Genomic DNA, 17,079 nt, shown 5'->3' on the forward strand with positions numbered 1-17,079 from the left:
TGACGACCAGTGATGGTTAAAAACCGACATGATCTCGATCGCGGAATCCCTGAGATCTCCTTCGCGGCGCCCGCCGGCACCCCCGCCGGCGTCGAAGTGCTGCCCCTCACCGACCTGCGTCACCGCGTACCGGGCGAGCGGCTCACAGCCCCCCAGCGCCCGGACTTCCACCACCTGATCACCCTCACCGGCGGAACCCTGCGGCACACGGTCGACTTCACCGCCTACGCCCTCGAACCCGGCTCATGGCTGTGGGTTCGCCCCGGCCAGGTCCAGCAGTGGGGCGACCTCACCCACGCCGACGGGACCCTGATCCTGTTCCGCCAGGACTTCCTCGACCCGGCCACCACTGCCGGCGCCCGCACAGAGGACCCGCACGCGCCGATCCTGCGCCGGCCCCTGCCCGAGGACGCCCAGGCCCTGCGACTGGCCGCCGACCATCTCGCCGCCGAGTTCCAGGCACTCGGGCAGCTGCCCCTGGAGATCCACACCGCGGCCCTGCGTCATGTGCTGGCCGTCCTCGTCCTGCGGCTGGCACACCTCACCGCGCCCGTCGGCAGCCCGGCCCCTGACCCGGACGCCACCTACCTGCGCTTCCGTGACGCGGTGGAAAGGGACTTCGCCCGCACCCGCCGGGTCGAGGACTACGCCGAGGCACTCGGCTACTCGGCCCGCACCCTCTCCCGCGCCACCCTCGCCTCAGCGGGCCTCGGCGCCAAGGAGTTCATCGACCGCCGCGTCGTCCTCGAAGCCAAGCGCCTCCTGGCCCACAGCGACCGGACGGCCGCCCGAATCGCCGTCGGCCTCGGCTTCTCCAGCGCCACCCACTTCAGCAAGTACTTCCACCAGCGCACCGGCCGGACGCCGATCGCCTTCCGCGACACGGTCCGCGGACATGCCCCGAGCACTTCGAGCGCCCAGGCCGGTCCGGGCACTCCGAGCACCCGGAAGGGCTGTTCGCCTGCCTAGGCGAACACCACCGTCCGCCGACCGTTCAGCAGGATCCGCCGCTCCGCATGCCACTTCACGGCCCGCGCCAGCGCCTGGCACTCCACATCGCGGCCGATGGCCACCAGCTGGTCCGGGGTCACGTCGTGGGCGACCCGCTCGACCTCCTGCTCGATGATCGGGCCCTCGTCGAGGTCCGCCGTGACGTAGTGCGCCGTCGCGCCGATCAGCTTCACGCCCCGCGCGTGGGCCTGGTGGTACGGCTTCGCGCCCTTGAAGCTCGGGAGGAAGGAGTGGTGGATGTTGATGATCCGGCCGCTCAGGTTCTTGCACAGGTCGTCCGAGAGGACCTGCATGTAGCGGGCCAGGACGACCAACTCCACGTTCTCCGCGCGCACCAGCTCCAGCAGCCGCGCCTCCGCCTGCGCCTTCGTGTCCTTCGTCACCGGGATGTGGACGAAGGGGACGTCGTACGAGGCGACCAGCTCGGCGAAGTCGGTGTGGTTGGAGACGACCGCCGCGACGTCGACCGGCAGCGCGCCGATGCGGGTGCGGAAGAGGAGGTCGTTGAGACAGTGGCCGAACTTGCTGACCATCAGGACGACCCGCATGCGGTCCTCGGCCCGGTGGATCTGCCACTCCATGTGGAAGGCGTCACCGATCGCCGCGAAGCTCGCCCGGAGCTTCTCCACCGTCACCGGCGTCTCACCCGAGAAGTGGACGCGCATGAAGAACAGTCCCGTGTCCCGGTCGCCGAACTGCTGGCTGTCCTCGATGTTGCAGCCGGTCATGAAGAGGTAGCTCGACACGGCGTGCACGATGCCCTGCTTGTCGGGGCAGGAGAGCGTGAGGACGTACTGCTCGGAGGACTTCTCGGCGGGCTTCCCGGCGGGGGCAGCGGCTGCGCTGGACTGCTCGTTCATGCGGGACAGGGTCCCATATCCGCCTGGAACGGCCGACTCCCGTCCGCCACCCGGAACGCACCGGAGCACCCGCGTCCGCGACCGGTCACCACGCGGACCGTCCGCAGCCGGCCGCTACGCCGACCGCGTCAGTATCCGCAGTACCTCCAGCGTGCGCGGCGGGACGTCCGGCTCCTCGCCGTCGCTCACCGCGAGGCGCACGTGGGCGTCCCGGGCCGCCCGGACCGCCTCCGGCCACCCGGCGTGGTCCAGGTAGGCCGAGACGGGTGCGTCCGGGCCGACCTGGTGCATGATCCGCAGGACGCGGAGTACGGCGGTGTCGACGAGGGCGGCCTCCTGGGAGTCCCGGAAGATCGTGCCGACGTACTTCTCGGCGGACCAGCTGTCCAGCCAGGTGTCCTCGACGAGGCGGTACACGGCGTCGGTGACGTCCCCGTACCCGTCGACACCGGCCAGCCAGACGTCCCGCTGGAACACCGGATCGGAGAGCATGTGCAGCGCGGAGCGCACATTGCTGCGCCAGCGCCACCACGGCATGTCGTTGAGTGGCATGCCGCCCATGGTGGGGGAGCGACGGCCGCGACGGGAAGAGTCTTCCGAACCTTGCACGGTCATCGATCGTACGGTCCCTGTGAAAATGAGATCAACGCCCCCCGGAATTCACCTCCCCGTCACCACTTGTCGACCAAGGGTCACAGCCGGGTTGGCCGTGTGACGGAATCGTGCATGTGCATGACCGGCAGGCGACGCACCCGCAGCACCTTCCGCACCAACTCCCCCAGGCCCATGAGCGCCGGATCCTTGAGCGCGAGGTCATTGGGCGCCAGGTCCATGAGCGCACTGGCCGTGTGCGCGGCGCTCGCCGCAGGCTGCGGGGTCGTACCCGGCACCTCGGCCGACTCCGAGAGCGGCGAGGTCACCGTCATGACCTGGGCGCCGGACGGCACCGACGCGACCAACAAGCCCGGCATGCCGGCCATGGCGCAGGCCTACGCGCGCTGGATCAACTCCACCGGTGGCCTGAACGGTCGCAAGCTCAAGGTCCTGACCTGCAACGACCACAACGACCGGGTGGCCGCCGCGAAGTGCGCCCGGCGCGCCGCCGACGAGGACGTCGTCGCGGTCGTCGGCTCCTACAGCCAGTTCGGCGACGACTTCCTGGGCCCGCTGGCCTCCGCCGGAATCCCCTACATCGGCGGCTACGGCGTCACCAACGACGAGTTCACCAATCCGATGTCCTACCCCGTCAACGGCGGCTCGCCCGCCCTCCTGGCCGGCCTCGGCAAGGAACTGGCCACCGTCTGCGGTCCCGTCGCCCTGATCCGCCCCGACACCATCGCGGGCGACCAGCTGCCCCAGCTCCTCGACTCCGGTCTGCACGCGGGCGGGCACGCCCCGGCGCGGGACCAGCTGGCCGCCGAGGACGCCACCGAGTACGGGACGCACACGAAGCTCGCCCTGGAACGGACGACGGGCGCGGAGGCGGGCACGCAGACGGGCACGGAGACCGGGAAGAAGGGCTGTGTGGTGCCCGCGCTCGGGGACCGCACCAACACCTTCATGGACTCCTTCCGGCGCGACCGCGAGGACTACCCGGAGGTACGCACCGCGACCGTCCTCGGCAGCGTCGACCAGACGGTGATCAACGCGACCGGCGGCAGGTCGGGCCCGTACGAGGACTCGTACATCACGGGCTGGTACCCGGTGGCGAGTGACGCCCGCTGGGACGGGATGAAGAAGGTCATCAACGAAGAGGCCTTCGACGACAACCGCATCGACCCGCAGGACGCGGGCGTGCAGACCACGTGGATCGCGTACACCGTCCTGAAGGCGGTCGTCGAGTCGCTGAAGGGGGGCGAAGTGTCCTCGACCACCGTCCGGCGGGCCCTCGACGACGGACTGCGCGTCACCACCGGCGGCCTCACCCCGACGCTGCGCTGGCGCTTCGAGGACCTGCTCTCGGTGGTCGGGTTCCCGCGTCTGGTCAACGCGCAGGTGACCCTCCAGGTCGTCCGTGAGGGCCGACTCGTCGCCGCCCGCAAGGGCTTCATCAACACGACGAAGCTGCTGGAGAGCGCGCAGGACTGACCGGCGGTCCCCCCTCCCGGAGGGACCACGTCGACCCGGAACCGGGCGTGAAGCGGGCTTGAAGCGGACCGGTTCCGGGTCAGAGCTGGGTGGACTGGCGTTCCGTCAGGCCGTACGTCTTCGCGATCGTGTTCCACAGCTCGGCGGCCCGGGACTTCTGCTCGGTGGCGATGCCGCTCTGCTGGTTGCCCTTCTGCGTCTGGCCCGTCGAACGGGCCTGGCCCTTCTTGCAGCCGTTCTTGCCCGCCGTCTGGTCGGCCCAGGCCGCGTAGTGGTTGTCGGCCGCCTGGGACGCCTGCCAGGCCTTGGTGAGGGCGGCCGTCAGCGCCGCGTGCTCGGGGAGCTTGTCGACGGCCAGCGTGGAGAGCCGGGTGACCAGTTCGCCGCGCTGCTGGGCCGCGCCGCGCAGGTCCGCGGCGGCCTGGCCGAGGTTGTTGCAGGACTTGACGTTCGCCACCGCGCTGATCACCGCGTCGCGGCTGTCGTTGCTGTCGGCGAGCAGCTTGTCCAGCTCGACGGCCTGTGCCTTTGCCGGGTCGGCGGCCGGCGCCTCGGACTGCTCCGGCGTGGCCGAGGTCGCCGCGACCGTCTTGTTGCCCGCGTCCTCGTCGGTGTCCCCGCCCCCGCCGCTCAGCATCGCACCGGCCCCGATACCGAGCACGACGATGCCGACGCCGAGAGCCGCGATGACGGCCACCCGCGACCGCCGGCCCCCGCCGTCCCGCTCGCCGTCCACGTCGTGGGACGGTCCGTGGGGCCCGGCCGCCTGGAAGCCGTACGGGGCCTGCTGGGCGGCGTACGGAGCCTGCTGGCCGTAGGGCCCCGGGGCGGGCTGCTGGTGCTGCTGGGCCGGGATGCGGGGCATCTGCTGGGTGGCACCGGCCGGCGCCTCGCCGCCCGGTCCGCCGCGGAAGAGGTTGTCGAAGTCGGAGGGCGGCTGACGGTCGTCCGGCCCGCCCGGGGGTACGCCGTACGACCCGCCGGGCACCGGCGGGATGTACTGGGTGGCGTCGGCGTCGGAACCGCCGGGAGCCGCCTGCGGCACGCGGCCCAGGTACGTGGTCGCCTCGGCGGACATCTCGGGCGGCAGCGCGCCGGCCCCCACGGGCGGCAGGAACTGCGTCGCCGCCTCGTTGACGTGCGGGGGCGCGTAGGCGGGCGCGGCAGCGTGCGCCGCGACCGGCGGGAGGTACTGGGTGGCCGGGTCGGCGACCGGCCCGGGGGTGCCCGGCACGGGCGGGATGTACTGCGTCGCGTCCTCGGCCGGCGGCAGCGGGGCGCCACCGTACTGCCCGTACGGCTGGTGGGCCTGCTGCTGGTACTGCGGGGCGGCGGGCGGAAGGGGTGCGGACCCGGCGCCGTGGGCGTCATGCGGTACGGAGTGGGGGGTGCCCGGGTCCGGCTGGGCGCCGTAGCCGGGCTGCTGGGCCCAACCGCCGGACACGCCCGGGTCGTTGTTCCACGCCGGTGCCGACGGAGCCTGCTGCTCGGGCTGTTGCTGCGGCTGCGGCTGGAACTGGCCCTGGCCCTGTCCCTGTCCCTGGTCACCCCACTGCTGGTGCTGGGCGTCGGGCGGCGTCGGCCAGCCCTCGGCCACCTGAGGTTGGGGCTGGGGCTGGTACTGGCCCTGGTCCTGGTTCGTGTCCGGGCCCCACGGCAGTCCCCACGCCTGGCCGCCGGTCGGGTTCGGGGCCGGTATCGGGGGCGCCGACGGGGCCGGAGCCGGCCGACCGCCGCTTGCCCCCGTCATTCCCGGCAGCAGCGGTTCGCCGCCGTCGGAGGGCAGCACGATGCCTTCGCGCGCCACGCGCTGCGAGTGCTCCTCGCCCTGTCCACTCTGCGTCACCGGGACTCCTGCTGATGGGGGACCTTCGGAATCGTCAGCTAAAGCTACCGGGTTCCCGGAATCCGATTCACGAAGCACAGGACCGGACCACTCCCCCACCAGCCCCTCAGCGTCCCGCTGTGTCTCCCGTCACGCCGCCGCCCGCAGGTCCATCCGCGCCCCGAACTCCCGGACCACCGGTTCGTCGCGGTACGGCTCCAGACGCAGCTGGAGGTCCTCCAGGTACTCGGCGCCCCGGTTGGAGCGCAGGGTGCCCAGGAGTTCCACCGCGCGCAGGCCGGTGTGGCAGGCCTCCTCCACCTCACGCTGCTGCACCTGTGCCGAGGCCAGCAGCACCAGCCCGATGGCCCGGCGCCGCGCCCGCGTCTCGGGATGGCCGTCCAGGGACTCCTGCGCGCACCGCGCCGCCGCCTCGGCCTGGCCGAGGTCCCGGTGACAGTGCGCCAACTCGTCGGCCAGGTATGCCCCGTCGAAGTGCGCGATCCACGCCGGGTCGTCCCCGGACTCCGGATCGGCCGCCTCCAGGGCGTTGACCGCGCGCCCGGACGCCAGCTGGGCCGCACGCGCGTCGCCCATCAGCGCGTGCCCCCGGGCCTCGGCCGCGTAGAACATCGCCTCCGCGCGCGGGGTGACCCGGCCACGCGCCCCCTCCTGCGCCGCCCGCGCCAACTGCGCGATCTCGCGCGGGTTTCCGAGCTGCGCGGCGAGGTGGCTCATGGAGGCGGCGAGTACGTATCCCCCGTATCCGCGGTCGCCGGCCGCCTGGGCGAGCCGAAGGGCCTGGATGTAGTAGCGCTGGGCGAGACCGGGCTGGCCGGTGTCGACGGCCATGTACCCGGCGAGTTCGGTCAGCCGGGCGACGGCGGCGAAGAGGTCCCGCCCGACCGCCTCCCGGTACGAGCCCGCCAGCAGCCCGGAGACGACGCTGTTGAGGTAGTGCACGACGACCGGACGCACATGCCCGCTGCCGTACTGGTGGTCCAGGTCCGTGAGCGCCTGCGTCATCGCGCGCACCGCCGCCACGTCCGACGGACCCACGCGGGGACCCGCCTGGCGTGCCACCTGGGAGTCGGGGGACGAGATCAGCCAGTCGCGGCTGGGCTCCACGAGCGCGGAAGCGGCGACGGACGAACCGGAGAGGAAGTCCCGCCGACCCACGTCACTGCGCCACAGCTCACACACCTGCTCGATGGCGCCGAGGACGGTCGGGGAGAACTGGAGCCCGACGCCCGAGGCGAGGTTCTTGCCGTTGGCCATGCCGATCTCGTCGATCGTGACCGTACGGCCGAGTTTGCGGCCGAGGGCCTCGGCGATGATCGCGGGCGCCCGGCCCCGGGGCTGCTGTCCGCGCAGCCAACGGGCCACGGACGTCTTGTCGTACCGCAGGTCGTGGCCGTGCTCCGCGCCGCACATGTTGACCCGGCGGGCCAGCCCCGCGTTCGAGCAGCCCGCTTCCTGGATGAGCGCCTGCAACCGTTCGTTCGGTTGTCGCGCGACGAGAGGCCTTGCGGCCATGGCGTACCCCCTGTGGCTGCGGTGCCGTGCCCACGCACCGAGTTGACGTGTCTTCCGTGTCCGGAACTCCTTCCGTACGCGTCCTGACAGGGGACGAGTACGGCGAAAAGATCCGGCCTTGAAGATCAATGCCCCGCAGGCATGCCGACAATGCGAAGCATGTGAGGATTGCCGGGGTAAAGGCGGATGCCCAGCCCCTCCCCTGCCTACCCAGCCCCGCCCCGGATCCTCCCGCGCGCCCCCGTTCATGCATCCATGCGCCCCAGATGCGGAATCGATGCTCCTCCCCCGCGCATGTGACATGCGTAACTCATGATTCCCACTAGAGTTGTCCTCATCGTGGAAGAGACCATCGCGGGCCCTGATGCTGCCCAAATCCCCAAGCAACGCGGCGAATCCCTCTTGGAAACCGCCGTCCGTTACGCCGAAGAGCGCCACTGGGACGTGTTCCCCGGTACGTGGCTGGAAGCAGTCGACGGGGTACAACGCTGCTCCTGCGGCGACACCGCGTGCGCCCTGCCCGGCGCACACCCGACGCGGCCCGACTGGATCACCCAGGCCACGGGCAGTGCGACCGTCGCGCGACGGCTGTGGACCGACCAGCCGACGGCGTCGATCCTGCTGCCGACCGGCCATACGTTCGACGCGATCGACGTGCCCGAGACAGCCGGGTTCCTCGCGCTGGCGCGCATGGAACGGATGGAACTGACGCTCGGACCGGTGATGTTGACGCCGGATCGGCGGATGCGGTTCTTCGTGCTGCCGGGGGCGTCGGCGAAGGTGCCCGACCTTGTCCGCAAGCTGGGATGGTCACCGGCCTCGCTGGACCTGGTGGCGCTGGGCGAGGGGGCGTATGTGGCCGCGCCGCCGACTCGGTACGCGTCTCGGGGTGCTGTGCAGTGGGCCTGCCGGCCTACGCCCGCGAATCGGTGGCTGCCGGACGCGGAGGAGTTGATCTCGCCGCTCGCCTACGCGTGCGGTAGGGATCGGTAGCGTTCGCAGTTCGGGGTGCCTGGTTTCGGTTGCGTGGCGGCTGCGGGCCGGTTGTGGCTGATCGCGCCCCGCGGCGGAGCCGCAGATCGGATAGAGCCCCGCGCCCCTAAAAACCTTAGGGTGACCGCATGGTCAATGGTGCCGCCGTACGGGTGCAGGGGCTCTGGAAGCGGTTCGGGCAGCAGGTTGCTGTTGCCGGGATCGATCTGGAGTTGCCTGCGGGGAAGTTCGTCGGGCTCGTCGGGCCGAACGGGGCCGGGAAGACCACCACGCTCTCGATGGTGACCGGGCTCCTGCGGCCCGACCAGGGCACCGTGGAGGTCGTCGGGCACGACGTGTGGCGCGACCCGGTCGAGGTCAAGGCACGGATCGGGGTGCTGCCCGAAGGGCTTCGGCTCTTCGAGCGGCTGTCCGGGCGTGAACTCCTCGCCTACTCGGGCCGGTTGCGCGGGCTGCCCGGCGCCGAGGTCGACAAGCGGGCCGCCCAACTGCTCGACGTCCTCGACCTCGCCGGAGCCCAGCACAAGCTCGTCGTCGACTACTCGACCGGCATGCGCAAGAAGATCGGCCTGGCCGCCGCTCTCCTCCACAATCCCGAAGTCCTGTTCCTCGACGAGCCGTTCGAGGGCGTGGACCCGGTGTCGGCCCAGATCATCCGGGGTGTGCTGGAGCGGTACACGGCCTCGGGTGCCACCGTCGTCTTCTCCTCCCACGTCATGGAGCTGGTCGAGTCGCTGTGCGACTGGGTCGCGGTGATGGCGGCGGGACGGATCCGGGCGCACGGCACACTGGCCGAGGTGCGCGGTGACGCGCCCTCGTTGCAGCAGGCGTTCCTCGAACTCGTCGGTGCGGGCGGGCTCGACCACGGGACCCACCTGGACTGGCTGGGCGGCGGCGCCCGGTGACGGGCGAAGGGTCGGTCACGGCCGTCGTCGTAAGGCTGAAGCTGTCGCTGCTGCGCAACGGGCTGCGGCAGTCCGCGGGGCGGCGGGCCGCGTACCTCCTCTCCGTCGTCGTCGTGCTGCTGATCGCCGCCCTCCAGTTCCTCGGGCTGCTCGCCCTGCGCGGCAACGCGCACGCCGCGTCCGTCACCGTCCTCCTTCTCGCCGTCATGGCGCTGGGCTGGGCCTTCATGCCGCTGTTCTTTCCCAGCGGGGACGAGACCCTCGACCCGACCCGCCTGGTGATGCTTCCGCTGCGCCCCCGGCCACTGGTCCGGGCGCTGCTCGCGGCCTCGCTCGTCGGCATCGGGCCGCTGTTCACGCTGTCCCTGCTCGTCGGGTCGGTGATCGCGCTGGCGCACGGGACGGCGGCGTTCGTCGTGTCGCTCGTCGCCGTCCCGCTCGCCCTGCTGGTGTGCGTGGCGCTCGCGCGGGCGGTCGCCGCCGCCAACGTCCGGCTGCTCAGCAGCCGCAAGGGGCGCGATCTCGCCGTACTCAGCGGGCTGGTCGTCGCGATCGGAGCGCAGCTCGTCAACTTCGGTATGCAACAACTCGGTTCGGCCGGACTCGGCCAACTCGACCCGGCCGCCGATGTGTTGGCGTGGATCCCGCCCGCTTCCGCCCTCGGGGCGGTGGACTCGGCGAGCGAGGGCTCGTACGGGGTCGCGGTCGCCCGACTCGCCCTCGGTGCGGCGGCGTTGGTGTTGCTGCTGCGGCTCTGGTCGGGGACCCTCACCCGGCTGATGACCTCTCCCGACGGGTCCACACTCCAGGCCGCCGAGCCGGCCGGAAGGCGGGAGCGGGCGTCCGGCGGGCTCGCGCGGCTGCTGCCGGACGGGCGTACCGGGACCGTCATGGAGCGGAGTCTGCGGTACGCGTGGCGGGACCCCAAGACGAAGGCCGCCTGGGTGACCTCGCTCGCGATCGGGCTGATCGTGCCGGTGTTCAACGCGTTGCAGGGCACCGGTTCGATCTACTTCGCCTGCTTCGCGGCCGGGATGCTCGGCATCCAGATGTACAACCAGTTCGGCCAGGACACCTCCGCCTTCTGGATGGTCGCGATGACGATCTCCTCCACCCGGGACGCGTACGTCGAACTGCGCGGCCGGACACTGGCGTTGCTGCTGATCAGCCTGCCGTACGCCACCCTCGTGGTCGTTCTCACCACCGCGCTGCTCGACGACTGGGCCACCCTGCCGGAGGCGCTCGGACTGTCCCTGGCACTGCTGGGGGCGATGCTGGCGGCCGGGGCCTGGTCGTCGGCCCGGTACCCGTACTCCATCCCGCAGGAGGGGTACAAGAACGTCGCCCCGGGACAGTCCGGGCTCGCCACGGTCGCCATTCTGGGCGGCATGGTCGGGGCGGCCCTGCTGTGCGCCCCGGTCATCACCCTCACCATCTGGCTGAACGCCGCCGCGGACGGCGACCGCTGGACCTGGCTGCTGCTGCCCGTCGGCGCCGGGTACGGCGCCCTGCTGATACTCCTCGGGCTGCGGCTCTCCGCCCCGCGCACGGCGCAGCGGCTGCCGGAGATCCTGGCGGCGGTCAGCAGGGGCTGAACCCGGCCGGGACCGCGACTCGCGCGCAGGCCGGCGTACAGGTCTGCGCAAAGGTCTACGCACGGGCCGAACTTGCCTGCGGCATAAGGGGTTTGAGGCGCGAATCGTGGGGATTGAGGGGGTGACGAAAGCGTTCAGGGGGGAGCCTGCGCATGGCCAGATGGTTCGGCAGATCCAAGTCCAAGAGCAATGAACAGCGCGCTGTGGAGGCGGAGTTCGAGAACCTCGAACCCCTCGGTGTCTCCGACGACCTGCGGCAGGCGTACGGCCGCACCGGCGACCCGAAACTGCTGCGCGGTTCGCTCCAGGCCGCCGAACTGGCCCTGGAGGTCTACCCGGTCACCGACATCCGCCACGCCGCCGCCCTCTCCTCGCTGTGCATGCTGCACCGGCTCTGCTGGGAACGGGAGCGCGGATCCGCCGATCTGATCAAGTCCGTCGACTACGGCCGCCAGGCAGTCGACAAGTCCCTGCCCGGCGACCCGGTGCTCCCCCGGCACATGTCCTCCCTGGCCACCGCCCTCCAGGAGGTCTACGACAGCACCAAGGACGAGGAGTCCATCGACGAGGCCATCGCCCTGTACCGCGGCTGCCTCGACATCATGCCGGTGCGCGCCACCGGGCTGAACGAGGAACGGGTCGCGCAGGAGTCCAACCTCGCCAACTCCCTGCTCCGCAAAGGGCGTACCAACAACGACGGCGCCATCCTGAACGAGGCCGCCAAACACGCCCGCGCCGCACTGCGCGACACCCCGGACGACCATCCGATGCACGCGATGCGCCTCATCAACCTCGGCGGCGCACTCCTCGGGCTCGTACAGACCGGCCATCACGAGCACATGAGCACGGCGGAGGACATGTACACGCGCGGGCTGCGGGAACTCCCCGCCGGTCACCCCGTGCGCGCCGGCGTGGAGCAGACGCTCGCCATCATCAAGGGCCTGCGCAGCCAGTTCGGGGTCTGACCCCGATGCCGGACCAGCCCGGTCGGATCGGTCCGACCGGCCCCATCGGTCCGACCGGCCCGACCTATGAGGCCGGTGATCCCGATCCCGATCGGGCCATGGTCGAACTGACACTGCGCGTCGAGGACTTCGCCGGACCCGACCGCTGGCGGTGGGTGCTGGTGGCGCCGGACGGCGGGGTCCTCGCCCGGCACGAGGTCCGCCTCGACCCGACCGGCCCGCACTACGAGGCGTTCCTCGACCTGCCGGGGTATCTGCGCCGGCACGCCGCCCCGGACGTACGGGCCGCGCGGGAACGGGAGATCGTCCGGGACGTGGGCACATGGATCGGCACGGAGGTCCTCGGGCCCGTCGCGCCCGCGCTGCTCGCGGCGGCCCCGGCGGTGGTACGGGTCGTCGTGCCGAGAGACGTGCCGACCGCGCGGCGCCTGATGTTCGTCCCCCTGGAGCTGGCTCACGCGGAGGGGCGGCCACTGGCCGTCCAGGACGTGACCCTGGTGACGCAGTGGGGTGCGGGGCGCGCGTGCGGGGAACGCGAAAGGGAGCGGCCTGTAAGGGTGTTGGCGCTGTTCAGTCTGCCCGAGGGCAGCCGGGCGCTGAACCTGCGGCGCGAACGGCTCGCGCTGACCCGGCTGTTCACGGACGCGGCACACTCCGGGCGTGCGGTGGAGGTGCACACACTGCAGTACGGGGTGACGCGCGAGCGGCTGCGTGCCGTACTGGCGCGGCCGGCCGGCTGGGACCTCGTCCATGTCTCCGGCCACGGCAGCCCCGGCGAACTCCTTCTGGAGACCGACGCCGGGCGCCCCGACCGGATCCGGGCGCCCGAACTCGTCGACCTTGTCGGCGCCGCCCGTGGTGTCTCCCTGGTCACCCTGTCCGCGTGCTGGTCGGCGGCGGCCGGGGCTCCGGCGGGCGACGAGGCCTCCGGCGGTTCCGAGGGACCCGGACCCGTGGTCGGGGCTGTCGCCGGGGACCTCGTCGAGCGGCTCGGGTGTGCGGTGCTGGCCATGCGGTACCCGGTGGAGGACGGGTTCGCGATCGCCCTCGCCGAACGGCTCTACCGGCGACTGGTCGTCGAGGGAAGGGTGTTGCCCCGGGCGCTGGCCGAGGTGGTGGCCGAGCTGTCGGCGGCCGGCTCCCCGGCGGAGGGGTTGCCCGCGTCCGCTCTCCGGGCGGCGACTCCCGCACTGTTCGGGGCGCGGGCGGTGGGGCTCACGCTGGACGCGCCGCTGGGTACGCCGACGGGTGAGGCGCCGGGCGGGACGGGTACCGCCGGGCAGGACCCGGCCGCCCAACTCCCGCCCGAACCGCAGTACTTCGTCGGTCGCATCGCCCTCCTCGCCCGTGCCGGCGCCGTACTGGCCCCCCGCAGCGGGCTCCGCGGGGTGCTGCTGCAAGGCATGCCGGGGGCCGGAAAGACCGCGTGCGCGAGGGAGTTGGCCGCGACACACGCGCACGCCTTCGAGCGGGTCGTCTGGTTCACGGCACCCCAGGAACAGGAGCGGCGTTACCCGGAGGAAGTACTCGCCTCCTTCGCGCTGACCCTGGAACAGGCGGTGCCGGGACTGCGCTGCCTGCATCTGCTGGACGTGGGCGAGAGCGGGAGCGGAGGGACCGGACAGTCGGCGAAGGGCTTCGTGGGCGCCGTCGCCTCGTGGCTGGAGCGGGAGCGGGCACTGCTGGTCGTCGACGGCATCGACGCGCTGCTGACCCCCGACAAGGGCTGGCGGGACCGGAGTTGGGGGGATGTGATCGCCGCGTTGTCCGGCCACTCCGGGGCGGGGCGCCTGATCCTGTGCGGGCGGGTCCGGCCGGCCGGACTCGGTCCGCACGTGCGCACCGAACCGGTCGACCTGCTGACCCCCGACGAGTCCCTGTTGCTCGCCCGCGAACTGCCTCACCTGGCCCGCCTGATCGACGGCCGGCTCCCCGGCACGCCACCCGCGGCAGCCCGGCGACTCGCCACCGGGCTGCTCCGACTCGCCCAGGGCCACCCGAGGTTGCTGGAGCTGGCCGACGCCCAGGCCACCGATCCGGAGCGTCTGACCCGGCTGCTGGCCGCCGGAAACCGGGCATCGACGGCCGACGGGACAGACGGCACCGCCGATGACACCGCCGACGCCGACGAGCATCTACGCGTACTGCGCGCCTGGTCCACCGGCATCGCCGCCGAACTCGCCCCCGCCGAAAGCGACCTGTTCCATGTCCTGTGCTGTCTGGAGGAGGCCGACCGCACCCGTCCGGCCGTGGACCACAACTGGCCCGACCTGCGCACCCGACTCGGCCACGCGGACACACCGGTCGGGGCGGCGCTCCGGACACTGGTGGCCCAGGGCCTGCTCACCCCGCGGCCCGGACAGTCGTACGAGATCCAGGCCGCCGTCGCCGCCGAGGGGCGGGCGCGGGCCGGTGCGCGGGTCCGGGAGCTGGTCGACACGCGGATGTCGGGGTACTGGCTGCACGTGTTCGAGATGGCGTGGACCCGCGAGGGCACCGACGCCGAGGGCGCCCGGCTGGCCGGGCCGCTGCTCACGCACGCCGCGCTGGCCGCCGCGCCCTATCTGATCCGGCTGCGGCAGGAGCCGTCCGCCGCGACCCTGCTGGAAGCCGTGCTGCGCCGGGACACGTCCGCTCCCACCAGGGCCCGCGTACTGCCCCTGCTGCGCCGGATCGCGGCCCGCGCCGCGTCCGCGCCGGGCGGTGGGACCGCGCCACCGACGGAGGCGTTGGCGCGGGTGCTGAGCGAGACCGACCCGGTCCTCGCCGAACGACAGGAACGCGGCGCCCTGGCCTCGGCGCTCGAACACGGCGACCACTCCGCCGCCGCCACCGCGACCAGCGGCCTGGTCGACCTCTGCGTACGCACGGGACGCCTGACGGAGGCACTCGCCCTCGCCGAACAGGGCGCCGACCACGCGCGGCGGGCCGGCCTGGGCATCTGGACGACGCTCCTGTACGAGGTACAGCGCCTGCACGTCCTGTCGCAGACCGACCGGGCCGGGGAGGCCCTCGCCGAGACCGACGCCCTGCACCGGCGGATGCGTGACGTGCCCCGGGAACGCGGGCCCCGGGAGGGGGTCGACTGGTGGGAGGTCTGGGAGGAGCTGTGCGACACCGGGCAGCGGGCCGCGATCGATGCGGGCGAGTGGCGGCGCGCGCTGGAGTACGCCGACGACCTGTGCGAGTCCAAGTGGGCGCGCGGCGCGCCGGTCACCGACTTCGCGCAGGCCCGGCTGCCCGCGTACATGCCGTTGCTGCGCCTGGGCCGCACGGAGGACGCGCTGCGGCTGCTGGAGGAGTGCCGGGAGGTCTTCGAGGGCGCCGGGGACTTCCTGTACCTGGGTGAGGTGTTCGGGGCGCTCGCGAATGTGGCGGACGTGCGCGGGCATGGCGAGGTGGCGATCGCCCGGGAGCGGGACAGTCTGCGGTACGCGTACCGGGCGGGGTTCCCGGCGCTGGTCGCGGTCGGCCACACCAACCTGGGCACCTATCTCCAGACCCACGCCCGGGACGCGGCGGGCGCCGTCTCCCACCATCTCGCGGGGGCGCTGCTCGCCCGCCTCAGCGGGGGCGGCCGGACGATGAACGCGGCGCTGGCCGTGGTGGGCGACCTGCGGGATTTCGGAACCGCCGCCGAGGCTCAACTGCCCTCGGACATAGAGGAGTTGTGTGCGCGGGTGGGTGAGGTTCCCGGGGTGGCCCTGGACCGGCTGCTGGCCGGTCTGGACCCCGGGCTCGCCCGCGCCCGGGAGACGCTCGCCGCGCTGGTCGGGGAGGCCCGCACGAGTGCCGAGGAGGCGGGGCCCGACCTGCTGGGCGCCGTGCGGGCGGCGGCGTGGGGCATGGTGTGGGAGCCGGCGCTCGCGGCGCTGGTGGCCGCCGAGCGGCGCAACACGGCGGCGAAGGTGAAGCTGCGCCAACACCTTCTCCAACTCGGCGGGTCGGACCCGGTGTTCGCCCCCCTGGCCGCCGTACTGGGCCGGATCCAGGGCGGTGAGCGCGGGCCGGATGTCCTCGCCGGGCTGGGCCCCCTCGACGCCCCGGTGGCACGGCGCGCCCTCGACGCGCTGGCCGGCCGGGTGACCGTACCCGTCGAACTGTGGACCCTGATGTATCTCGGTATCGCCCTCGGCAGCTTCGTCGCCGCCGCTCTGGGCCAGGACGGCACCGGCGAGGTGAACCGCGAGAACCTGGACGGGTTCGCCTCCGACCCCGACCTCGCGGAGCTGGCCTCCGTCCTGGAGCGGATTCTCGCCGGCGAACGCGCCCCCGGGCTCGCCGCCGGGCTTCGGGAGCCGACCCAGCGGGCGGCGGTCGCCTCGGTGCTGCACTTCCTCAACGACGTCGAGGCCACGGCCCGTTGACCGGCCGGCGGCGGCTGCCGCCTGGGATACTGCGCCTATGGCGGACGCCCCGAAGATCAACGAAGTACGGCTCGGCGACGACGGCGTGCTGGAGTTCTACGACGGTACGGCGTGGGTCCTGTACCCGGACGTGCCCGACGACGACGGGCCGCCCCAGGCGCTGACCAAGGACTCCCCCACCACGGAGGACTGGCCGCAGTGACCGCGGAACCGCCGTCGGCGCCGTCCGAACCGGCTGTCGTCACGCCCTTCGACACCCTCCCCTCGCCGCTCGACGCCGTACCCGAACTGCGGGCCGCCGCACGGTGGATGATCGCCTCGTTCGGTGCCGTCGGGGTCGCGCTCGTCGGCGGCGGGCCGCTGGTGGCCGTCGGGAAGGTGCACGGGCTGGGCGAGGCGCTGGTCGCCGGCGCTGCGCTGGTCGTCGCGCTCACCGGGGTCTGCCTCGCCGTCTGGCAGGTCAGCCGGGTGCTCGTACCGCCGATCACCACGGCGGCCACGCTCGGCACCCCGGCGGCACGCGGCCTGCGGGAGCTGATCGACGCCTCCCCCGCCGACTTCTTCGGCTCCGCCGCCACCGGCGTCGACGACCTGCTGCGTCACCGTGCCGTCGCCGTCAACATCCACCGCGCGCTCGCGGCCGAGACCGACCCGCACCGCCGGGCGCAGCTGCGGGGGCATCTGGACCGGGCGAAGGCCAACATCGCCCGCACGGACCCCTTCGTCCGCTGGCTGCTCGCCATGGCGCACGTCTGGCAGATCCGGGCTGCCTTCCACGAGGCCCGCCGCTGGTGCCTGCTCGCGGTGGCCCTCGTCGCGGCCGGGGCGGTCGCCTTCCTCACGGTGACGGGCGGAGGCGGCAAGGGCTGAGCCGGGTAGCCGGGTTGAGCCGGGACGAGCCGAGCCGAGGCATCGAGCGGTCCGTACGCCCCCA

The 17,079-nt window shown here is 72.6% G+C and carries 14 protein-coding genes; 9 read left to right on the forward strand and 5 right to left on the reverse strand.

All coding sequences use genetic code 11. From position 1 onward, the window contains the following. Positions 1 to 12 precede the first annotated feature (12 nt). On the forward strand, positions 13 to 969 hold the full coding sequence (locus OG595_RS17940; protein WP_329273346.1) for a helix-turn-helix domain-containing protein: 957 nt from the start codon (positions 13 to 15) through the stop codon (positions 967 to 969). Here OG595_RS17940 and purU read toward each other — a convergent pair. From purU to OG595_RS17955, 3 genes are all read right to left on the reverse strand, one after another. Then, positions 966 to 1,871, reverse strand: a complete 906-nt coding sequence (purU, locus tag OG595_RS17945; RefSeq protein WP_329273348.1) for a formyltetrahydrofolate deformylase — start codon at positions 1,869 to 1,871, stop codon at positions 966 to 968. The two genes, OG595_RS17940 and purU, sit on opposite strands and share 4 nt — an antisense overlap. A 114-nt stretch (positions 1,872 to 1,985) precedes the next feature. After that, positions 1,986 to 2,486: an SCO4402 family protein gene (locus OG595_RS17950; RefSeq protein ID WP_327696709.1), complete on the reverse strand. Its 501-nt coding sequence runs from the start codon at positions 2,484 to 2,486 to the stop codon at positions 1,986 to 1,988. A 77-nt stretch (positions 2,487 to 2,563) separates the two neighbouring features. Then, positions 2,564 to 2,704, reverse strand: coding sequence for a hypothetical protein (locus tag OG595_RS17955; RefSeq protein WP_329283646.1), 141 nt, complete (start codon positions 2,702 to 2,704; stop codon positions 2,564 to 2,566). On the opposite strand from OG595_RS17955, the gene OG595_RS17960 reads away from it, so the two are divergent. Then, on the forward strand, positions 2,658 to 3,959 hold the full coding sequence (locus OG595_RS17960) for an ABC transporter substrate-binding protein (RefSeq protein ID WP_329282977.1): 1,302 nt from the start codon (positions 2,658 to 2,660) through the stop codon (positions 3,957 to 3,959). The two genes, OG595_RS17955 and OG595_RS17960, sit on opposite strands and share 47 nt — an antisense overlap. Positions 3,960 to 4,038: 79 nt before the next feature. Here OG595_RS17960 and OG595_RS17965 read toward each other — a convergent pair whose 3' ends face one another. Together OG595_RS17965 and OG595_RS17970 are read right to left on the reverse strand one after the other, a co-directional pair. Beyond that, a complete protein-coding gene (locus OG595_RS17965) occupies positions 4,039 to 5,805 on the reverse strand; it encodes a hypothetical protein (protein WP_329273351.1) in 1,767 nt (588 codons plus the stop codon). A gap of 129 nt (positions 5,806 to 5,934) precedes the next feature. Further along, positions 5,935 to 7,320 (reverse strand): transcriptional regulator, encoded by a 1,386-nt coding sequence (locus OG595_RS17970; RefSeq protein WP_329273353.1) that lies wholly within the window; start codon positions 7,318 to 7,320, stop codon positions 5,935 to 5,937. A 339-nt stretch (positions 7,321 to 7,659) separates the two neighbouring features. Between OG595_RS17970 and OG595_RS17975 the strand changes: the two genes are divergently transcribed. From OG595_RS17975 to OG595_RS18005, 7 genes are all read left to right on the forward strand, one after another. After that, entirely contained in the window at positions 7,660 to 8,313 is a 654-nt protein-coding gene (locus OG595_RS17975; protein WP_329273355.1) for a bifunctional DNA primase/polymerase, read from the forward strand. Between the two features lie 128 nt (positions 8,314 to 8,441). After that, positions 8,442 to 9,218 carry an ABC transporter ATP-binding protein gene (locus OG595_RS17980; protein WP_329273357.1) on the forward strand — a complete coding sequence of 259 codons (777 nt, stop codon included), beginning with the start codon at positions 8,442 to 8,444 and terminating at the stop codon, positions 9,216 to 9,218. Beyond that, positions 9,215 to 10,813 carry a transporter gene (locus OG595_RS17985; protein WP_329273360.1) on the forward strand — a complete coding sequence of 533 codons (1,599 nt, stop codon included), beginning with the start codon at positions 9,215 to 9,217 and terminating at the stop codon, positions 10,811 to 10,813. The genes OG595_RS17980 and OG595_RS17985 overlap by 4 nt, the downstream gene beginning before the upstream one ends. A 152-nt stretch (positions 10,814 to 10,965) precedes the next feature. Further along, positions 10,966 to 11,778, forward strand: coding sequence for a hypothetical protein (locus OG595_RS17990; RefSeq protein WP_329273361.1), 813 nt, complete (start codon positions 10,966 to 10,968; stop codon positions 11,776 to 11,778). Positions 11,779 to 11,876: 98 nt separating this feature from the next. Next, positions 11,877 to 16,145 carry a CHAT domain-containing protein gene (locus OG595_RS17995; RefSeq protein ID WP_329273362.1) on the forward strand — a complete coding sequence of 1,423 codons (4,269 nt, stop codon included), beginning with the start codon at positions 11,877 to 11,879 and terminating at the stop codon, positions 16,143 to 16,145. 37 nt (positions 16,146 to 16,182) lie between these two features. After that, positions 16,183 to 16,347 carry a hypothetical protein gene (locus OG595_RS18000; RefSeq protein ID WP_329273363.1) on the forward strand — a complete coding sequence of 55 codons (165 nt, stop codon included), beginning with the start codon at positions 16,183 to 16,185 and terminating at the stop codon, positions 16,345 to 16,347. Continuing rightward, positions 16,344 to 17,015 (forward strand): hypothetical protein, encoded by a 672-nt coding sequence (locus tag OG595_RS18005; RefSeq protein WP_329273364.1) that lies wholly within the window; start codon positions 16,344 to 16,346, stop codon positions 17,013 to 17,015. Before OG595_RS18000 ends, OG595_RS18005 begins: the two co-directional genes overlap by 4 nt. Positions 17,016 to 17,079: the final 64 nt, after the last annotated feature.

It is taken from the genome of Streptomyces sp. NBC_01451 (genome assembly GCF_036227485.1).
In the GTDB taxonomy this organism is placed as follows: Bacteria; Actinomycetota; Actinomycetes; order Streptomycetales; family Streptomycetaceae; genus Streptomyces.

Bases quoted from the DNA above. Each gene is read 5' to 3' on its own strand.
- OG595_RS17940 (WP_329273346.1), top strand. From the start codon at position 13: ATGGTTAAAAACCGACATGATCTCGATCGCGGAATCCCTGAGATCTCC.
- purU (WP_329273348.1), bottom strand. From the start codon at position 1,871: ATGAACGAGCAGTCCAGCGCAGCCGCTGCCCCCGCCGGGAAGCCCGCC.
- OG595_RS17950 (WP_327696709.1), bottom strand. From the start codon at position 2,486: ATGACCGTGCAAGGTTCGGAAGACTCTTCCCGTCGCGGCCGTCGCTCC.
- OG595_RS17960 (WP_329282977.1), top strand. From the start codon at position 2,658: ATGAGCGCCGGATCCTTGAGCGCGAGGTCATTGGGCGCCAGGTCCATG.
- OG595_RS17955 (WP_329283646.1), bottom strand. From the start codon at position 2,704: ATGGACCTGGCGCCCAATGACCTCGCGCTCAAGGATCCGGCGCTCATG.
- OG595_RS17970 (WP_329273353.1), bottom strand. From the start codon at position 7,320: ATGGCCGCAAGGCCTCTCGTCGCGCGACAACCGAACGAACGGTTGCAG.
- OG595_RS17980 (WP_329273357.1), top strand. From the start codon at position 8,442: ATGGTCAATGGTGCCGCCGTACGGGTGCAGGGGCTCTGGAAGCGGTTC.
- OG595_RS17990 (WP_329273361.1), top strand. From the start codon at position 10,966: ATGGCCAGATGGTTCGGCAGATCCAAGTCCAAGAGCAATGAACAGCGC.
- OG595_RS17995 (WP_329273362.1), top strand. From the start codon at position 11,877: ATGGTCGAACTGACACTGCGCGTCGAGGACTTCGCCGGACCCGACCGC.
- OG595_RS18000 (WP_329273363.1), top strand. From the start codon at position 16,183: ATGGCGGACGCCCCGAAGATCAACGAAGTACGGCTCGGCGACGACGGC.